Below are 18422 nucleotides of genomic sequence, written 5' to 3' on the forward strand. Positions count from 1 at the left end.
CGCACCGCGCGCCGGGGATGTCGGGTACCCTCGTCTAGGACGTTCGTCCACTTGCCGCGCCCGGGCGACTCGGCGCGGCGCGATCCCCAGGCCCGCGGGGGCGCTCGGCGCAGCGCTCGCGCCCCTTTCCCCGGGCCCACTACTGACCAGCAACGACGCCGGAGGTCCTCATGGCACCCGCCTTCCCCGCCAGCGCTGTCCCAGCGGTTCTCGCGACGGGCTTCACGCCGTCGACGAGCGCCGTCGGGAACAGCGTCTACCTCACCGCCCTCGTGGGACTCGTGCCCCTGGCGGCCTTCTTCATCCTCATGGGGGTGTTCAAGGTCAAGACCCACTGGTGCGCGCTCATCTCGCTGGCGATCTCCATGGCCATCGCCCTCTTCTTCGGGATGCCGGCGGGCCTGACGATCATGAGCGCCACCCAGGGCGCGGTTTTCGGCCTCATGCCGATCGTCTACATCATCATCGCGGCAGTCTGGCTCTACAACCTCACCGAGTCCTCCGGGCGCAGCGCCGATCTCAAAGCGATCTTCAACGTCATCGGCAAGGGCGACCAGCGCGCCCAGGCGCTCATCATCGCCTTCTCCTTCTGCGGCCTCATGGAGGGCCTGGCGGGCTTCGGCGCGCCCGTGGCCATCACCTGCGCGCTGCTCGTGAGCCTGGGGGTGCCCAAGATCAAGGCGGCCGTGGCCACGATCGTCGGCAACGCGATCAACGTCGGCTTCGGCGCCATGGCCATCCCTGTGACCACCGCCGCCACCCTCGGCGGGCAGGACTCCGTGGAAGTCGCCACCCGGATGGGCCACCTCACCTGGATCTTCGCGACCTTCATCCCCCTGATCCTCCTGCAGATCCTCGACGGGATGCGCGGGATCAAGCAGCTGTGGCCGCTGGCGATCGCGATCGGCCTGGCCACCGGCGCCGGCCACTTCCTCGTCTCCTCGAGCTCCTACGAGCTCACCGCCGTGGCGGCCTCCCTGCTCGGCCTGGCCGCCGGTTATGTCTTCCTACTCGTGTGGTCGCCGACGACGCCCGAGGAGCTGCGCACCTCCGTGGCCGAGGAGGACAAGCCCGACGGGTCCCGTGTGGCGCTCGCCCTGCTGCCCTACGTGCTCGTCGTCGTCATCATCGCCATCTCCAAGCTGTGGAAGCTCGGCGTGGACCTGCCCGCCCTGTTCAAGTCCAAGGACCTGCCGATCCACTGGCCCGGCGTCCACGGCCAGCTGCTGGCCGCTGACGGCAGCGCCTCGCCCTCGGGCACCTACACCCTCCAGATCCTGTCCAACCCGGGCACCTGGATCTTCGTCACCGGAATCATCGTGGCGATCGTCTACGGCACCATCTCCTCCGACGGGCGCTACCGCACCTCCGTGGGCGCCATGTTCGCCGTCCTGCCCAAGACGATCCACAACCTGCGCCTGGCGATCCTCACGATCGCCTCCGTCATGGCGCTGGCCTACGTCATGAACTTCTCCGGGCAGACCACCGCGATCGGCGCGGCTCTGGCGAACACTGGGGCGCTCTTCGCATTCCTCGCCCCGATCCTGGGCTGGGTGGGCACCGCGGTGGCGGGCTCCGCGACCTCCGCGGGCGCCCTGTTCGCCAAACTGCAGGCGACCGCCGCGCAGGGCGCCGCCCTCGACCCGCGCATCCTGCTGGCCGCCAACACCATCGGCGGCGGGCTGGGCAAGATCGTCTCCCCGCAGAACCTGGCGATCGCGTCGACCGCCATCGACGAGCCCGGCTCGGACGCGGAGATCCTCAAGAAGGTCGCCCCGTACTCGATCGGCCTTCTCCTGCTCCTGTGCGCCCTGGTGTTCATCGGATCCCAGGGCTGGATGGGCGCCTACATGCCGATCAACTGAGGCCCCCAAAGCGCGCCATCGGCGCCACCCGCCCCGCCTCCCCAGCCGTCCCCTCGCGCCGCCCGGCGCGAGGGGACGGCACTTCTTCAGCACACCGAGGGCTGCCGCAGCGGAGGACGGCATCCAATCCACAACGCCTCGACATGCGAGTCTCCTGGCCTGCCCCCGCGCCCAATCCGCCCTGGCCAGCAACTACCAATCACACGCGCACCCTCACCCTGAGAAGGAATCATGAACACATTCCTCACCGCGAGGATGAAGCACTCCCCGGAGGAGTTCTTCGCCATATATCAGTCCGGCGATGAGCACGAACTCTTCAACGGGAGGTCTTTGCTTCTGTACGCCTTAGGCAACGGCGACGCCCACACCCGCTACACCATCGCGGAGTTCCTCATCGGCCGAGACTGTCTCATCGGCCCCCTGGACCGCAGGGGCACACTTCCCTGCACGTCCTCTTCAGCCACTATGATCGCGACCTCAGCCGCGACCTGGAGATCGCCCGCTGGCTCATCGACCACGGCGTGGACGTCAACGCGCGCGACTACCGGGGGACGGTCGCCTTCTGCGAGCTCCTCATCAACGGCGGGACGGACGAGGAGCTCTCCGACCTCTACGACCTCCTCCTTTCACAACCCAACCTCGACCTGACCACACCCAACGTCTTCGGCTACACACCCATCGACCTCGCCGAATGCCGACCTCATCGCGCCACCCTCACCGCGCGCATGAAGGAGTACGTCCATGACCACCCCCACGCCTGAGTTCATCCACAACGCCGGAGGCTGCCTCGTCTCACGCAACATCCTCGAGAGCCGCGGCCACATCAAGTGGGCCATCCGCGAGCCCTCCGCCAACCCCGTCGACAACGGCTGGCGCATCCTGTCCGACGCCGACACCGATGACTTCCTCGCCAACCCGGACAACCTCGTCGTCGTCGACTTCAACACCGTCTGCGCCATCGAGCCCGCCCTCATCGGCATCTACACCCTGCCGGTGGGCGCGGACGTCCAGCTCGTCGTCCAGGACAACCGGCGCCGCTGGTATGACAACACGACAGGGCAGGAGATCCCCCTCCCCTGACAGCGCCCAAGCGGCGCTCCTGCTCCCCGTCCCCTTGCGCCGCCCGGCGCGAGGGGACAGTCTCATTGAGGGCCGTCCCAGGAAAACCACACGACACGCGTTCGTAATACCCGCGCGGGAGGCACCGCCGTCGGCACCCGCAGCCCCCTGCCGCTGCCGGTTCTCACCCCGGGTTCGCGCCGGATTTCCGCAGCACAGCAAGCCTCCCGCCCTCACTGCCGACCGCCCGGACCCGAAGCCCGGCCATCGCGGTCACAGGGCAGGGACGAAGGCCCTAGGGTGGGGGCAACATCGGACAACGACGCCGCGAGTACAGAAGACAGGGAGGTCCTCATCGTGCGTATCGCGCTCTTCGCGACCTGCATCGCGGACACCATGTTCCCGCAGGCGCCGCAAGCGACCGTCACACTCCTGGAGAGGCTCGGCCATGAGGTCGTCTTTCCCGAGGGGCAGGTCTGCTGCGGCCAGATGCATGCGAACACCGGGTATTTCAAGCAGGGCGCCAAGCTCATCCGCAACCATGTCAAGACCTTCGAGCCCGTGCTCGACGGCGAGTGGGACGCCATCGTCGTCCCCTCCGGATCCTGCACCGGGGCCACCCGGCACGAGCAGGCGCTCGTGGCCGAGCACGTCGGGGACCACGACCTGGCCACGCGGGCGGACGCCGTCGCCAAGCGGACCTACGACCTATCCGAGCTGCTCGTCGACGTCCTGGGACTGACCGACGTCGGGGCCTACTTCCCCCACCGCGTCACCTACCACCCCACCTGTCACTCGATGCGCATCGCGAAGGTCGGGGACCGCCCCTACGCGCTGCTGCGCGCCGTCGAGGGCATCGACCTCGTCGACCTGCCCGACGCGAATGTCTGCTGCGGGTTCGGCGGCACCTTCTCGATGAAGAACCATGAGACCTCCACGGCGATGCTCACCGAGAAGGTCGCCAATGTGAAGGCCACCAAGGCCGAGATCCTGTGCGCGGGCGACTACTCCTGCCTCATGCACATCGGCGGCGGGCTGTCCCGCCTGAACTCCGGGGTGCGGATCATGCACCTCGCGGAGATCCTCGCCTCGACGAAGGACGCCCCCTTCATCGGCAACGTGGCTTTCCAGGCGGATGCGGAGGTGGCCCGATGAGCCAGACATTCCTGGGCATGCCCGCGGGCGCGGGCCAGCAGCCTGAGAACCGCCCTCACACAGGGGGCTGGGTGACCACCGTCGACGTCCCCTCGGACCCGCTGCGCTGGGGCACCACCTTCACCAAGGGCGCCCACCGCACGCTCCAGAACACGCAGATGCGCCGCAACCTCGGCCACGCCACCCGCACGATCCGAAACAAGCGCGCCATGCGCGTGGAGGAGATGCCGGACTGGGAGGACCTGCGCGACGCCGCCTCCGCCGTCAAGAACGAGGTGATGAGCAACCTGCCCGAGCTCCTCGAGCAGTTCGAGGCCAACGTGACCGCCCGGGGCGGGATCGTCCACTGGGCGCGCGACGCCGCCGAGGCCAACGCCATCGTCACCGAGATCATCAAGTCCAAGGGCGTCGACGAGATCGTCAAGATCAAGTCGATGGCCACCCAGGAGACCAACCTCAACGAGCACCTCAAGGCCGAGGGGATTTTCGCCAACGAGACCGACCTGGCCGAGATGATCGTCCAGCTCGCCGACGACATGCCCTCCCACGTCGTCGTCCCGGCGATCCACCGCAACCGCTCCGAGGTCCGCGGCATCTTCCTGGACCGCATGGGCGATGCCCCGGAGGACCTGTCCGACGACCCCAAGGAGCTCACGTCCGCCGCCCGCGCCCACCTGCGCAAGAAGTTCCTCCACGCCAAGGTCGCCGTCTCCGGCACGAACATGGGTGTGGCGGAGACCGGGACCGTCTCCGTGTTCGAGTCCGAGGGCAATGGGCGCATGTGCCTCACCCTGCCGGACACGCTCATCACCCTCATGGGCATCGAGAAGCTCGTCCCCCGTTTCCAGGACGTCGAGATCTTCTCCCAGCTCCTGCCCCGCTCGGCCACCGGAGAGCGCATGAACCCCTACACCTCCATGTGGACGGGTGTCACCGAGGGCGACGGCCCCCAGGAGTTCCACCTCGTCCTCATGGACAACGGCCGTACCAAGGTCCTGACCGACCCGATCGGGCGCGAGGCCCTCCACTGCATCCGCTGCGGCTCGTGCATGAACATCTGCCCCGTCTACCAGCACACGGGCGGCCACGCCTACAACTCGGTCTACCCCGGGCCCATCGGCGCGATCCTCACCCCCCAGTTGACCCAGGGCCTGGCCGACGACGATCCGGTCCACACCCTGCCCTACGCCTCCACCCTGTGCGGGGCCTGCGGCGAGGTGTGCCCCGTCAAGATCGACATCCCGACGATCCTCGTCCACCTGCGCGCCAGGACCGTCGACGTCAAGCGCAAGATCCTCCCCGACATGTGGGACGTGGCCATGGGGGCCACCACCCCGGTCATGAAGAGCGGCAAGGTCTGGGCCACGGCGACGAAGGCCATCAAGGCGACGCGCCTCATCGACCGCGACGGCAAGATCGGCTCCCTGCCCTTCCCCGCCTCGATGTGGACGGGCACCCGCGATGTGCCCGCCGCCCCGGCGGAGAGCTTCCGCGAATGGTGGAAGCGCACGCACCCGACGTCGACCGCGAGCAGCAAGGAGGCCAAGTGATGGACGCCCGCAGCGTGATCCTCTCGCGCGCCCGGGAGGCGATCTCCCGATCCCAGACCGCTCCGGCGGCCCCCGTCCCGCGCGCCTACACGCGCGTGGGCGCCAACCCTCCCGGCTCCGAGCCCGTCGTCGCCGAGATGGTGGAGAAGCTGGAGGACTACAACGCCACCGTGCGCGTGGAGGCGAAGGACGCCGGCATCCTCGACGCCATCGACGCCCTCCTCGCCGACGCGACAACAGTCGTGGTCCCCGCGGGGCTCCCGGAGGCCTACAAGGAGGTCGCGGCGCGCAACGGCCGCACCGTCCGTGAGGACTCCCGCCAGGCCCCGATCCCCACGCTCGAGCTCGACGGGATCGACGCCGTCGTCACCTGCTCGCGCACCGCGATCTCGCTGTCGGGCACGATCTGCCTCGACGGCGAGCCCGACCAGGGGCGCCGCGCCATCTCCCTCGTGCCGGACCGCCACGTCATCATCCTGGAGCGCGAGTCGATCCAGCCGACGGTGCCGCAGGCCGTCGACATCCTGGGCAAGAACCCGACCCGCCCGACCACCTGGGTCGCAGGGCCGTCGGCCACCAGCGATATCGAGCTCATCCGCGTCAACGGGGTCCACGGGCCCCGCAACCTGGGGGTCGTCATCGCGCACTGACCCACCCATGGCCCCGCCGGCCGGGATGAGATTCCTCGGCTGGCGGTGATACCGGAGGCCCTGGCGCTCATCCCTGTCCCAGAGGGTGCCAGGGCCTCCGCATGTTCCTCGCGCCGCATCCTCCCCCTCCCGCGATCCGCCTGTGACATGCCACGATGGAGGGCATGGGCAGCCAGATCACAGCCGATCCCCCGCCCGGGGAGGGCCAGGAGCCTCCCCCGCAGGGAGGGACGGCCGGCGAGTGGCGCGGGGAACTGGGAGTGCCCGAGCGGCGCAAGGCGATCCTCGACCACCTCCGATCCAGCGGCGAGGCCGAGGTCTCCTCGCTCCCGGCGCTCTTCGGCGTCTCCCTGGAGACGATCCGGCGCGACCTGCGCGAGCTCGAGTCCACCCATGCGATCACCCGCACCTACGGGCATGTCGCCCTCGCCGAGGCGGGCAGCTTCGAGACCGGCCTGGAGTTCCGGCTCACCAACCTCACCGATGAGAAGAAGCGGATCGCGCGGGCCGCCGTCGAGAGGCTCGGAGGGGCGGACACGGTCTTCCTCGACGAGGGGTTCCAGCCGCTCCTCGTGGGCCGGGCCCTGCCGACGGACCACGACCTGACGATCATCACCGCCTCCCTGCACACAGCCCTGGAGATGGCCCGCAGACCCCGCACGACGGTCATCTCGATCGGCGGGCGCATCCGCCCGCTGACCATGGCCACCGTCGAGAGGTGGGCCACCGCCATGCTCCGCGACATGCAGCCCGATCTGGCGATCATCGGGGCCAACGGCGTGAGCCTCGACGGCTGGATGACAACGCCCGACCCCTCCGTGGCGGAGATGAAGGAGACCGCGCTGTCCGTCTCCTCCAGGGCGCTGTTCGTGGGCAGCCACACGAAGTTCGACAGCTCCACCCTGTGCCGCTTCGCGCATGCGCGCGCCTTCGAGCGCGTCATCACCGGCACCGAGCTCGGCCGGCCCGCCGCGCGCCGCCTCATCTCCGCCGGGGCAAGACTGGTCCGGGCCTGACGCTGAGGCCGGTCCGGACGCCAAGGGCGGCCCGACGCCGCGGGTGCGCCCGACGCCGCGGACTCGCCTGCCCGCCCACCGCCCTGGAACCGTTCACCCCACCGGCGCGAAACAGTCACCGGCGCGGCGCGCTCGCGCCCGAGCACAGCGGGCCCTATCTGCGACTCTGCCGATCCAGGAGCGAGCGGCGCCGTCGAACCGTTCAGCCGATTCGGCGAACCGGGCACCGATACTCCCGGCCGCCTGCGTCATCCTGGACGTGACCGATCATCCGGACCGACAACGACATCCTGCCCCTCAGCCGGCAGCACCAGCCATGATCCGCGAACTCCACTGGAGGAGACACCATGACCAATGAGACCGAGCAGACTGGGCCCACGACATCCCTCGCCGAGTCGCCCCTGGCCCCCACCTACGACCGCTCCGCGATCACGACCGGCATCGTCCACTTCGGCGTCGGGGGATTCCACCGCGCTCACCACGCCATGTACATGGATCGGCTCATGCGCGAGGGCAAGGCGCTGGACTGGGGGATCTGCGGGGTTGGGCTGCTTCCCGGCGACGCCGCCATGCGCGACGCCCTCACCAGCCAGGACACGCTCTACTCGCTCACGCTCAAGCACCCCGATGGCCACCTCGAGCCCGCGATCATCGGCTCGATCCACCGCTACCTGTTCGCCCCCGAGGCCCGCGACGAGGTGCTCGACGTGCTGACCGCGCCGACCACGCGGATCGTCTCCCTGACCGTCACGGAGGGCGGCTACAACATCGACGACGCCACCGGCGTCTTCCGCGCCGACGCCGAGGGGGCGGTCCACGACGCCGAGAACCCTCATGAGCCGGTGACGGCCTTCGGCTACATCGTCGAGGCGCTGCGGCGCCGCCGTGAGGAGGGCGTCGCCCCGTTCACGGTCATGAGCTGCGACAACCTGCCGGGCAACGGGAAGGTGGCCCGCACCGCCGTCGTCTCCCAGGCGCGCCTGAGCGACCCCGAGCTGGCCGACTGGATCGACGCCAACGTCGCCTTCCCCAACTGCATGGTGGACAGGATCACGCCCCGCACCACCGACGAGGACATCGCCCTAGTCCGCTCCGAGCTCGGCGTCGACGACGCCTGGCCGGTGGTCGCCGAGCCCTTCACCCAGTGGGTGCTGGAGGATGAGTTCCCCGCCGGGCGCCCGCCCTACGAGGAGGTCGGCGTGCAGATGGTCGACGACGTCGTGCCCTACGAGCTCATGAAGCTCCGCCTGCTCAACGCCTCCCACCAGGCGCTCGCGCACTGGGGGCGGCCCCTGGGGATGACTTACGGCCACGAGGCGGCCGCCGATCCGCAGATCGCCGCGTGGACCCGCGCCTACCTGGAGCGCGAGGCCCTGCCGACACTGCGCCCGGTGCCGGGCATCGACCTGCCCGCCTACGTGGACTCGCTGTTCGAGCGCTTCACGAACGCCGCGATCGCCGACACCCTGGCCCGCCTGGCCTTCTTCGGCCCCTCGGGCATGCCGAAGTTCGTGCTGCCCACGATCAGGGAGAACCTGGAGGCAGGGCGCTCGATCCGCCTGGGCGCTGCGCTGTGCGCGGCATGGGCCTGGTGCGCCGAGGGCGTCGACGAGGCCGGCCATCCGATCCCCGACGCCCAGGACCACCTGGAGGACTACGGACAGCGCCAGCGCGACGGCGAGGAGGACGCGTTCCTCACCAACGAGGAGATCTTCTCCGGCCTGGGCTCCGACGAGCGATTCCGCTCCGCATTCCTCGCCGAGCTCGCCGCCATCAAGACCCAGGGCGTGCGCGCCCGGATGGAGGCCACCCTCAACGAGAGCTGAAACGCGCTGGCGAGGGGGCTTGTCCTCAACCGTGAGGCAGCCGACGCCCTGGCACCTGCCGTTGTCGCGGCGGGGCCAGGGCGCCCGCGTCCCCCCTCAACGACAGGATGCATAGGTAAGCCTTCCCTTGCTTTTTGAGGAGTCGGGGGAGCATACTTCGGCGTGCGCCAGGCCTAGACCAAGGTCCCAGCATCGTCCGATCGCCGCAGCGGTAGCCGCCAGCCGCGGCACCATCACCCGACAAAGAGGTAGCCCCGTGGTGAAGCGCCAGTTCCCCCGACCGTCCGAGATCTTCGACCTCCTGCAGTTCAAGTCCCCCGACTTCAACGCGCGCCGTCGGCGCCTCGCCGCCGCACAGACGATCTGGGACCTTCGCACCATCGCCAAACGCAGCACACCCGCCGCCGCCTTCGACTACACCGACGGCTCCGCCGACGAGGAGATCTCCCTGCGCCGAGCCCGCCAGGCCTTCCGGGACATCGAATGGCACCCGGACATCCTGCGCCCCGCGCCGGAGACGGACACCTCCTGCGAGATCCTCGGAGGCCGCTCCTCCCTCCCCTTCGGCATCGCACCCACCGGTTTCACCCGTCTCATGCAGACCGAGGGCGAGATCGCCGGCGCCACCTCCGCGGGCGCCGCCGGCATTCCCTTCAGCCTGTCCACCCTGGGAACCACATCCATGGAGGATGTCGCTGCGGCCAATCCCGCCGGGCGCAACTGGTTCCAGCTCTACGTGACCCGCCAGCGCGACATCTGCTACGGCCTGGTCGAGCGCGCGCAGAAGGCCGGTTTCGACACCCTCATGTTCACCGTGGACGTGCCCACCGCTGGCGCCCGCCTGCGGGACAAGCGCAACGGGTTCTCCATCCCACCGCAGATCACTGCGGGGACCGTCCTCAACACGGCGATGTACCCGCGCTGGTGGTTCGACTTCCTGACCACCCCGAAGCTCGAGTTCGCGTCCCTGTCCTCCACCGGCGGCACGGTGGGCGAGCTGCTCGACTCCGTCATGGACCCCACGATCTCCGATGACGACCTGTCGGTCATCCGCTCGATGTGGAAGGGCAAGATCATCGTCAAGGGAGTCCAGAACGTGCAGGACTCCAAGCGGCTCGTCGACCTCGGCGTCGACGGCATCCTGCTGTCCAACCACGGCGGGCGCCAGATGGACCGCGCCCCCGTCCCCTTCCGCCTCCTGCCCGAGGTCCTGCGCGAGGTGGGCAAGGACACCACCGTCATGATCGATACCGGCATCATGCATGGCCAGGACATCGTCGCAGCCGCCGCGCTCGGCGCCAAGTTCTCACTGGTGGGGCGGGCCTACCTGTACGGGCTCATGGCCGGCGGCCGCGCGGGCGTCGATCGCATGATCGAGATCCTGGACGATCAGATCGTGCGCACCATGCGCCTGCTCGGCGTGGCCACCATCGAGGAGCTGGAGCCCCGCCACGTCACCCAGCTCACCCGCCTCGTCCCCGTGCGCGCCCAGGTGGCCGCGGCGGAGGCCTCTCTCAGTCGCTGAGAGACCCATCGGCTGCGAACCATCCCGGGGCCACCGAGGCCCCGGGCCAGCGCCATCGCCCGTTCTTTCTCACGCCAACATATCGGGAAACGAATTCGTTACTCCCCCAGGGGTACCGTACTTGAGGCACTCGAGCAGCCCTCGCCGATCGGCATCCTGGCAACGACCCGGTTGAGAACGCCTCGCTCGAGGCCGGGCCGCTGGAACATCAGCGGTCCGACGTCGCAGCGCGGCGACTCTTGCCCACAAGGCGGGAGCCACCGCGCCGTCTCACCCCCTCGAGGAGACAACCATGACGACCGAGACCACCGCCTCGGCGACAGAGGGCCGGGCGCCCATCGCATCCCGATGGACGCCGTCGACCCTGCGCACCGGCCCGTCCCGGGAGGACCGCGGCATCTTCTTCGGCCACCCCCACGGACTGCCGTGGATGCTGAACGTCGAGATGTGGGAGCGCTTCTCCTACTACGGGATGCGCGCCATCCTGCTCTACTTCATCACCGATACCCTCGCCAACGGCGGCCTCGGCCTGAGCGACAACACCGGCCAGGTCATCCTCGCCGCCTACGGCGCCGCCGTCTATCTCCTGGCGATCCCCGGCGGCATCTTCGCCGACCGTGTCATCGGCCCGTGGCTGTCCACCCTCTACGGCGGCCTCATCATCATGGCCGGCCACATCTGCCTGTCGATCCCCGTGGCGCCCCTGGCGTGGGTCGGGATCGTCTGCGTCGCCGTCGGGACGGGGTTCATCAAGCCGAACCTGTCCACGATCGTCGGCGGCCTCTACGACGATGACGACCCGCGGCGCGACGGCGGCTTCCAGCTGTTCTACATGTCCGTGAACGTCGGCTCCTTCTTCTCCCCGCTGGTGACCGGATGGCTCAAGGACCACTACGGCTACCACGCCGGCTTCGCGGCGGCCGCCGTCGGCATGGCCCTGGCCCTCGTGGCCTTCGTCTACGGGAGGCACAAGCTCTCGGCTTTCGCCTTCGACGTGCCCAACCCGATCCGGGGCTCAGCCCTCAACCGCCTCCTCGTGGGCTGCGCGGGCGCGGTGATCGGCTTCATCGCGCTGGCGGGCCTCATCTTCGCGATCACCCAGAACCTGTCCACGGCGATCGCCTACACGCTCTTCCTCGTGGCGACCGGCTCCTCGATCGCCTACTTCGTCGTCATGTTCCGCTCCTCCAAGGTCAGCGCCGCCGAGCGCGTGCACCTGCGGGCCTACGTTCCCCTGTGGATCGGCGCCGTCCTGTTCTGGATGATCTTCGAGCAGGCCTCCGGGAAGATGGCGACCTTCGCCGACTCGAACACGGACGGGCAGACGCCGTTCTTCGGCTTGGCCTTCACCGCCGAGGCCTACCAGTCGGTCAACCCGCTGACCATCGTCATCCTGGCGCCTGTGGCGGGGTGGATCTTCACCCGCAGGGCTGGCAAGTTCCCCTCGACAGCTGTCAAGTTCGCCTCCGCAGTGCTGCTCGTCGGCGTCTCGGCGCTCCTCATGGGGTTCGGCTTCGCCACCTGGCCGGGCGACGGGAAGCTGTCGCCCTGGTGGTTCCTCGCCTTCGTGTTCATCGTCCAGACCATCGGCGAACTGTGCCTGTCCCCCGTGGGCCTGTCCACGACGACGGCGCTCGCCCCCAAGGCTTTCGCCTCCCAGGCGATGGCGCTGTGGCTGCTGGCGTCCTCCACGGGCCAGGGCGTCGCCGCCGTCGTCATCGAGCGCACCTCGGGGATCTCCGACTCGACGTACTACTACGGCCTAGGCGCCATCACGATCCTCGTCTCGCTCGCCCTCTACGCGCTGGCCCCTTGGACGCAGCGCCGCATGGACGACCTCCACATCGCCACGCGCGACTAGCAGACTGCGCGGAGCCCGCGAGGCCTAGCGCCCCGACGGATTGCCCCAGTCTTGGCTGCTCCCGGCCCCGGCCCCGGCCCCGATCATTGGTCCCACGGACAGGATCGGGGCCGGGGTCCGTTCAAACGCCCGGCCCTATACTCGTGGGCGTCCGATCCCCTCCCTACCCGATTAGCCCCCTGATGACTCCCTCCCCCACCAGTGACGACGTCGCACAGACGGCTTTCAAGAAGATCTGCCTCGGCGAGCGCTACGACGTCGACGATGTCGATGACGCCATGTCGCGGGCGACGGCGGCACTGCGCGCATGGGAGGCGAGGCACGCGCCGACCATCATGGCCTCGATGAGCGCCGCCACTGCCGGGAGGAGCATCCTGACCTCCCGCGAGCTGGTGAACATGCGCTTCGGCATCGTGCGCGTCCCCATGCGAGCGGGGTACGACGGGGAAGAGGTCGATGAGTTCCTCGACGAGGTGGCCGTGGCGCTCAAGGGGTGGGAATCCGAGGCTCCGCGCCTCTGACTGGCGCGGGTGCCCATCGCCGGGATGACTGCCCGGCTGCTGCCGAAGCGGCCACTGCCGCCCCCCCTCGCTGATCCGGGGCGCGCTTGTCACGGGGCCGCGATAGCGTCGGGCCATGCCACGCCGCGCTCCCGCGGGGCCCCGCCCGCCGATCGTCCCACCCCTCTCCCTGCCGAGCCTTGAGCCCCGCAGCGCCACCGACCTGCGGGCGGAGGCCTACCTGGACCTCGTCCGCATCACCGGCGCCCAGCTGGCGGGAGCCGACCTCCACAAACTCGAGCTCGACGCCTGCGAGCTCGCCGATGTCACCGCTGATGACGCACGGCTGACCGACTGGCGCGCCAGCGAGACCCGCCTGAGCCGCCTGCGCGCCTCCGGGCTCACGGCGCAGCGCAGCACCTGGCGCGAGGTCGAACTGGTGGATTCCCGTATCGGGGCGCTCACCATGTTCGACTCGGAGCTCCGGTCCTCGCGCATCGCCGACTGCCGCATCAGCTTCCTCAACCTCTCGGGCGCCACCCTGCTCGACGTCGTCGTGGCTGGCTGCCGCATCGATGAGCTCGACCTCACCGAGGCCTCGCTCATCCGGGTGCGACTGGAGGACTGCCGGATCGGGGTGCTCCGGCTGCGCGGGGCGCGGCTCGCCGACGTCGACCTGCGAGGCCTCGACATCGCGGCGCTGACGGAGATCGACGACGCGGCCGCCCTGCGGGGAGCGACCATCGAGCCCGGCCAGCTACCGCTGCTCGCCCCGGCTCTGGCCAGCGCCGTCGGGCTGCGCGTGGTCTGAGGCGGGGCGGCTACTGGCGTGTGATCCCGCCCCAGGCATTGGCCCGGGGCGGGATCAGACGCGCGCCGGGCTCAGCCGCGCTTGACGATCGGGAAGGTGATCGTCTCGCGGATCCCCTGGCCGGTGAGGGCCATGAGGAGGCGGTCGATGCCCATGCCCATGCCGCCGCAGGGCGGGAAGCCCTGCTCCATGGCGACGAGGAAGTCCTCGTCGAGGACCATGGCCTCCGGGTCGCCGTTGGCGGCGGCGAGGGCCTGCGCCTCGAAGCGCTCGCGCTGGATCACGGGGTCGGCCAGCTCGGAGTAGGCGGTGCCGAGCTCGAAGCCGCGCACGTACAGGTCCCACTTCTCCGTCAGGCCCGGCTTGGAGCGGTGGTAGCGGGTCAGGGGCGAGGTGTCCTCGGGGAAGTCGTAGACGAAGGTGGGTGCCCACAGGGAGTCGCCGACGGTCACCTCGAAGATGTCCTCGGCGATCTTGCCGGCCACCGCGTAGTCGTCGATCTCCAGGTCGAGCTTCTCGGCGATGCGGACGAGCTCGGCGCGGGGGGTGCCCACGGTGATCTCCTCGCCGACGGCCTCGGAGATGGAGGTGTAGAGGTCGATCTTCGCCCACTCGCCGGACAGGTCGTACTCGGTGCCGTCAGCGAGGGTGACGATCTCCCCGCCCTCGGGCAGGTCGAAGGCGTCGCGGGCGGCCTGCTGGACGAGGTTGCGGGTCAGGTCCGCCATGCCGTTGTAGTCCGAGTAGGCCTCGTAGGCCTCCAGGGCGGCGAACTCCGGGGAGTGGGAGGAGTCGGCGCCCTCGTTGCGGAAGTTGCGGTTGATCTCGAAGACCCGGTCCACACCGCCCACGACGGCGCGCTTGAGGTAGATCTCGGTTGCGATGCGCAGGTAGAGATCCATGTCGAAGGCGTTCATGTGGGTGATGAACGGGCGCGCGGCGGCGCCGCCATGGATGACCTGGAGCATCGGGGTCTCCAGCTCCACGTAGTCACGGCGGTGGAAGTTCTCGCGCAGGGAGCGCACGACGGCGGCGCGGATGCGCACCATGTCGCGGGCCGCCGGGCGGGTGAGGAGGTCGAGCTCGCGGCGGCGCACCCGCTGCTCCTCGGAGAGCGTGACGGCCTCCCCGGCCTCATTGGTCCAGGTCTTGGGCAGGGGGCGCAGGGCCTTCGAGGCAATGCGCCAGGCGGGGACCTCGAGGGCGTCGTCACCAGCGGAGGCGAGGTCGGCGGCGTCGTGGCCCTCGCACAGGACTGGCTCGGCGAAGACGGAGAGCTCACCGCGGCGGGAGGTGCCCACGTGCCCGTGAACGAAGAGGTGGTCGCCGAGGTCCACGTCCGCCTTGAAGGCGGCGAGCGAGGAGTGGCCCTCGCCGGGCAGGGACTTGGCGGACAGCATCGCCTGCAGGGTGGTGCCGGCGCCGTCGGCCAGCGTGACGAAGCAGAGCTTGCCGGTGTTGCGCAGGAAGACGACGCGGCCGGCCACGCCCACGACGTCCTCGGTCTCCTCGCCGGTGGCCAGATCCGCGTACTTCTCGCGGACAGCGGCGATCGTGGTGGTGATGGGGAGCTGGACGGGGTAGGGGTCCCAGCCCTCGGAGCGCAGGCGCTCACGCTTGCCCGCGCGGATGGCGAACTGCTCGCCGGGGCTCGGCTCGGCCTTGGGCTGCTTCGACTTGCCCGACGCGGAGGGCTCGGCGGGGGTCGCAGGGGCGTCGGCCAGGGGGGATGCCTCGGGGGCAGTGGGGTTCTCGTCGATCACGGCCCGAGTCTACGGCCCCGCCACGCGCGCTGGACCTGCCCACGGCGTGATCCGCGTCGGAGACAGGCCTCAGTGATCACCGACGGCGACATCGTCCACCGACAGGTGCGCTCAGCACCGACAGGTGCGGTGAGAACGCAGCCGTCGGTGTTCGGCGCACCTGTCGGGGCTGAAGGCACCTGTCGGAAGAGAGGGGCTCAGGCGCGGGCGGTGGCCAGGGAGATGCCGGAGGGGCGCAGGCCCTGGAGACGGGCGGCCTCGGAGTCCACGGGCACGCCGCCGGGCTCGGCGGAGCGCTCGACGATCCGGTTCTGGGCGTCGACGAAGACGACACGCGGCTGGTAGGCACGGGCCTCCTCATCGCTCATCTGCCCGTAGGCGATGAGGATGACGACATCGCCGGGGCTGACCAGGTGGGCGGCGGCGCCGTTGACGCAGATCTCGCCGCTGCCGCGCTCACCAGGGATGACGTAGGTCGAGAGGCGGTTGCCGTTGGTGCAGTCGCAGATGTCCACCCGCTCGCCGGGCAGGAGATCAGCGGCCTCGAGGAGCGCGGAATCCACGGTGATCGAGCCGACGTAGTCGAGGTCGGCCTGGGTCACGGTGGCGCGGTGGATCTTGGACGTCATCATCGTCCGGGTGCGGGTGCTCATCGTGAATCAGCCTAGACGCCGGCGCGCGCGGGACCAGACCCCAAACGAGAGGTCTATACCACTATCGTCCGCGAGCGCGGGTGTCAACGCGCGAGGGGAACGAGGGTGTTGTCGATGAGGCGGGTGGAGCCCACACGGGCCGCGAGCGCGAGCAGGCCCTGGTGGGGCTCCCCCGATCCCCGCCCATCCGCGCCCTCGGGCAGCCCCAGCCCAGTGCCCGCCAGGTCCACGAAGGTCTCCGGATCAACGAGCGCGACGTAGTCGATCTCGACGCCGGGCGCGGCCTCCAGGTGGGACAGCGCCGCCTCGCGGATACGCGCCGCGCTCGCCCCCGCCGCGGCCGCAACGCGGCCGGCCTCCAGGGCAGCGGACAGGGCGAGCGCCTGCTGGCGCTGCTCGGCGCTCAAGTAGGCGTTGCGCGAGCTCATGGCGAGGCCGTCGGGCTCGCGGCGGATGTCCACCGGCACGATCTCGATCGGCATGGCGAGGTCGCGGACCATGGCGCTGACAATGGCGAGCTGCTGGGCATCCTTGCGCCCGAAGAGCGCCCACCGGGGGGCGGTGAGGTGCATGAGGGCGAGCACCACCTGGCACACGCCGCCGAAGTGCGTGGGCCGGGTGCGCCCCTCCAGCACGGTCGCGATGGGGCCGGGGTCGATGCGCACCTGCGGCTCGCCTCCCGGGTACATGACCTCGGGCGTGGGCGCGAAGACGACGAGCCTGCCCACGCGCAGGGCGCCGCCCTCCCCCGTGAGCGCGCGGGTGAGCCCGGCGACGTCGGCCTCGAGGGTGCGCGGGTAGGCGTCGAGGTCCTCCCCGGGCGCGAACTGGAGGGGGTTGACGAAGATGGTGACGACGACGGTCCCGGCCTCCCCCACACGGCGGGCGGCCTCGGCGACGAGGTCGAAGTGCCCCTGGTGGAGGGCGCCCATGGTCATGACGACGGCGCGGGGCGCGGTATCGCCCTCGAGGGCGGCGGCGAGCTCGGCGCGGGTGCGGGCGAGGAGGGCAGGGGACGGTGCGGCGGTGCCAGTCATGGCACTCACACTACTGCGCGGCGGTGCACCGGCCCGCGCCGCCCTCCCCGCCGGCGCCGGGCCGCTCGCCAGCGGGCCAGCGCCCGACCTGGTCAATCGGACCGGCGCGGGCTACTCGTCCCCGGCCTGGCCAGCGACTCCCGAGGTTCCCGGAGCGCCCTCATCCAGCGCGCTCCGGATCGCAGTGGCCGGCTCGGCGCCGAGCATCCCCGTGGCCTCGCGGCGCTCCGTCGTGGCGCGGGCCAGCGCGCGGTAGGTGTCGGTGACGTCGTCGAGCGCGCTGCCCGTCTCATCGCGCAGAGCGCCGAGGGCGGCGAGGTGGCGGGTGATCGTGCCCGCGTCCCCCCGCGCGATGGGGCCGGTGAGGGAGGACTCCCCCTCGTGGAGGGCGCCGTCGAGGGCGGCGGTGAGCAGCGGGCGGAGGGTGGCGGCGCCGTCGGGGACGCCCGCGGCCTCCAGGGCGCGCACGGCCTGGGTGACGAGGGTGACGAGGTGGTTGGCGCCGTGCGCGAGGGCGGCGTGGTAGGCGGGGCGGGCGGCCTCCTCCAGGACGAAGGGCTCGCCGCCGAGCTCAACGGCGAGGGCCTGGGCGATCGGCAGGACGGCGGCGGGCGCGGTGACCGCCATGGGGCAGCCGGTGAGGCGGGCGACATCCGTGGACCAGCCGCCGAAGGTCATGGCGGGGTGGATGGCCAGGGGGATCGCCCCGCACAGGCGGGCGGGCTCGAGGATGGCGATTCCGTGCGTGCCGGAGGTGTGGACGACGAGCTGGCCGGGCTGCCAGCGGCGCAGGTCGGCCAGGCCCTGGACGAGGGGGCCGAGGGCGTCGTCGGGGACGGCGAGGAGGACGAGCTCCGCGCGCTCGACGATCTGCTCGACCTCCAGGACGGGGACGCCGGGCAGGAGCATCTCGGCGCGCTCGCGCGAGGCCTGGGAGACGGCGTGGACGCCGATGATCTGGTGCTCGACGGCGCGCAGCGCGGAGCCGAGGACCGCGCCGACGCGCCCGGCGCTGATGATCCCCACTCCGAGGCGGCCCGGGCGGGCGGCTCCCCCGCCCGGGGAGATGGGGGCCGGATCGGGGGCGTCGTGCGCTGATGCGTCGCTCATGGCCTGGATCGTCTCACGGCCGGCGGCGCCCCGCGCTCAAG

At 70.4% G+C, this 18422-nt stretch carries 16 protein-coding genes; 12 read left to right on the top strand and 4 right to left on the bottom strand.

Annotated elements, in window-relative coordinates; all coding sequences use genetic code 11:
- The first annotated feature begins 170 nt into the window (after positions 1–170).
- The 12 genes from A1QA_RS0102775 to A1QA_RS0102830 all read left to right on the top strand — a co-directional run bounded on the left by A1QA_RS0102775 (position 171) and on the right by A1QA_RS0102830 (position 13818).
- Positions 171–1865: an L-lactate permease gene (locus A1QA_RS0102775; protein WP_017177405.1), complete on the top strand. Its 1695-nt coding sequence runs from the start codon at positions 171–173 to the stop codon at positions 1863–1865.
- Between the two features lie 443 nt (positions 1866–2308).
- A complete protein-coding gene (locus A1QA_RS0102780; RefSeq protein ID WP_341858219.1) occupies positions 2309–2626 on the top strand; it encodes an ankyrin repeat domain-containing protein in 318 nt (105 codons plus the stop codon).
- Complete coding sequence (locus A1QA_RS0102785; protein WP_017177407.1) at positions 2607–2945, top strand: DUF2185 domain-containing protein; 339 nt, start codon at positions 2607–2609, stop codon at positions 2943–2945. The genes A1QA_RS0102780 and A1QA_RS0102785 overlap by 20 nt, the downstream gene beginning before the upstream one ends.
- 336 nt (positions 2946–3281) lie before the next feature.
- Complete coding sequence (locus tag A1QA_RS0102790; protein ID WP_017177408.1) at positions 3282–4079, top strand: (Fe-S)-binding protein; 798 nt, start codon at positions 3282–3284, stop codon at positions 4077–4079.
- Positions 4076–5629 (top strand): LutB/LldF family L-lactate oxidation iron-sulfur protein, encoded by a 1554-nt coding sequence (locus A1QA_RS13155; protein WP_017177409.1) that lies wholly within the window; start codon positions 4076–4078, stop codon positions 5627–5629. The genes A1QA_RS0102790 and A1QA_RS13155 overlap by 4 nt, the downstream gene beginning before the upstream one ends.
- Entirely contained in the window at positions 5629–6279 is a 651-nt protein-coding gene (locus A1QA_RS0102800; protein WP_017177410.1) for a LutC/YkgG family protein, read from the top strand. The genes A1QA_RS13155 and A1QA_RS0102800 overlap by 1 nt, the downstream gene beginning before the upstream one ends.
- Positions 6280–6443: 164 nt before the next feature.
- A complete protein-coding gene (locus A1QA_RS0102805; RefSeq protein ID WP_017177411.1) occupies positions 6444–7295 on the top strand; it encodes a DeoR/GlpR family DNA-binding transcription regulator in 852 nt (283 codons plus the stop codon).
- Positions 7296–7642: 347 nt separating this feature from the next.
- On the top strand, positions 7643–9121 hold the full coding sequence (locus A1QA_RS0102810; protein ID WP_017177412.1) for a mannitol dehydrogenase family protein: 1479 nt from the start codon (positions 7643–7645) through the stop codon (positions 9119–9121).
- Between the two features lie 256 nt (positions 9122–9377).
- Entirely contained in the window at positions 9378–10646 is a 1269-nt protein-coding gene (locus A1QA_RS0102815) for an alpha-hydroxy acid oxidase (protein WP_017177413.1), read from the top strand.
- Between the two features lie 292 nt (positions 10647–10938).
- A complete protein-coding gene (locus A1QA_RS0102820; protein WP_017177414.1) occupies positions 10939–12507 on the top strand; it encodes a peptide MFS transporter in 1569 nt (522 codons plus the stop codon).
- 182 nt (positions 12508–12689) lie between these two features.
- A complete protein-coding gene (locus A1QA_RS0102825) occupies positions 12690–13028 on the top strand; it encodes a DivIVA domain-containing protein (RefSeq protein WP_017177415.1) in 339 nt (112 codons plus the stop codon).
- Positions 13029–13143: 115 nt separating this feature from the next.
- Complete coding sequence (locus A1QA_RS0102830) at positions 13144–13818, top strand: pentapeptide repeat-containing protein (protein ID WP_017177416.1); 675 nt, start codon at positions 13144–13146, stop codon at positions 13816–13818.
- A 71-nt stretch (positions 13819–13889) separates the two neighbouring features.
- Here the strand turns inward: A1QA_RS0102830 and A1QA_RS0102835 are convergent, their stop codons facing one another.
- The 4 genes from A1QA_RS0102835 to A1QA_RS0102850 form a co-directional block, all read right to left on the bottom strand.
- Complete coding sequence (locus A1QA_RS0102835; RefSeq protein ID WP_017177417.1) at positions 13890–15581, bottom strand: lysine--tRNA ligase; 1692 nt, start codon at positions 15579–15581, stop codon at positions 13890–13892.
- A 197-nt stretch (positions 15582–15778) separates the two neighbouring features.
- Positions 15779–16234 carry an aspartate 1-decarboxylase gene (gene panD / locus A1QA_RS0102840; protein ID WP_026048639.1) on the bottom strand — a complete coding sequence of 152 codons (456 nt, stop codon included), beginning with the start codon at positions 16232–16234 and terminating at the stop codon, positions 15779–15781.
- Between the two features lie 83 nt (positions 16235–16317).
- On the bottom strand, positions 16318–17271 hold the full coding sequence (gene panC / locus A1QA_RS0102845) for a pantoate--beta-alanine ligase (RefSeq protein WP_017177419.1): 954 nt from the start codon (positions 17269–17271) through the stop codon (positions 16318–16320).
- Between the two features lie 111 nt (positions 17272–17382).
- On the bottom strand, positions 17383–18381 hold the full coding sequence (locus A1QA_RS0102850) for a Rossmann-like and DUF2520 domain-containing protein (protein ID WP_020372760.1): 999 nt from the start codon (positions 18379–18381) through the stop codon (positions 17383–17385).
- Between the last annotated feature and the right edge of the window lie 41 nt (positions 18382–18422).

Source organism: Actinomyces timonensis DSM 23838, from assembly GCF_000295095.1.
Classification (GTDB): Bacteria; Actinomycetota; Actinomycetes; order Actinomycetales; family Actinomycetaceae; genus Actinomyces; species Actinomyces timonensis.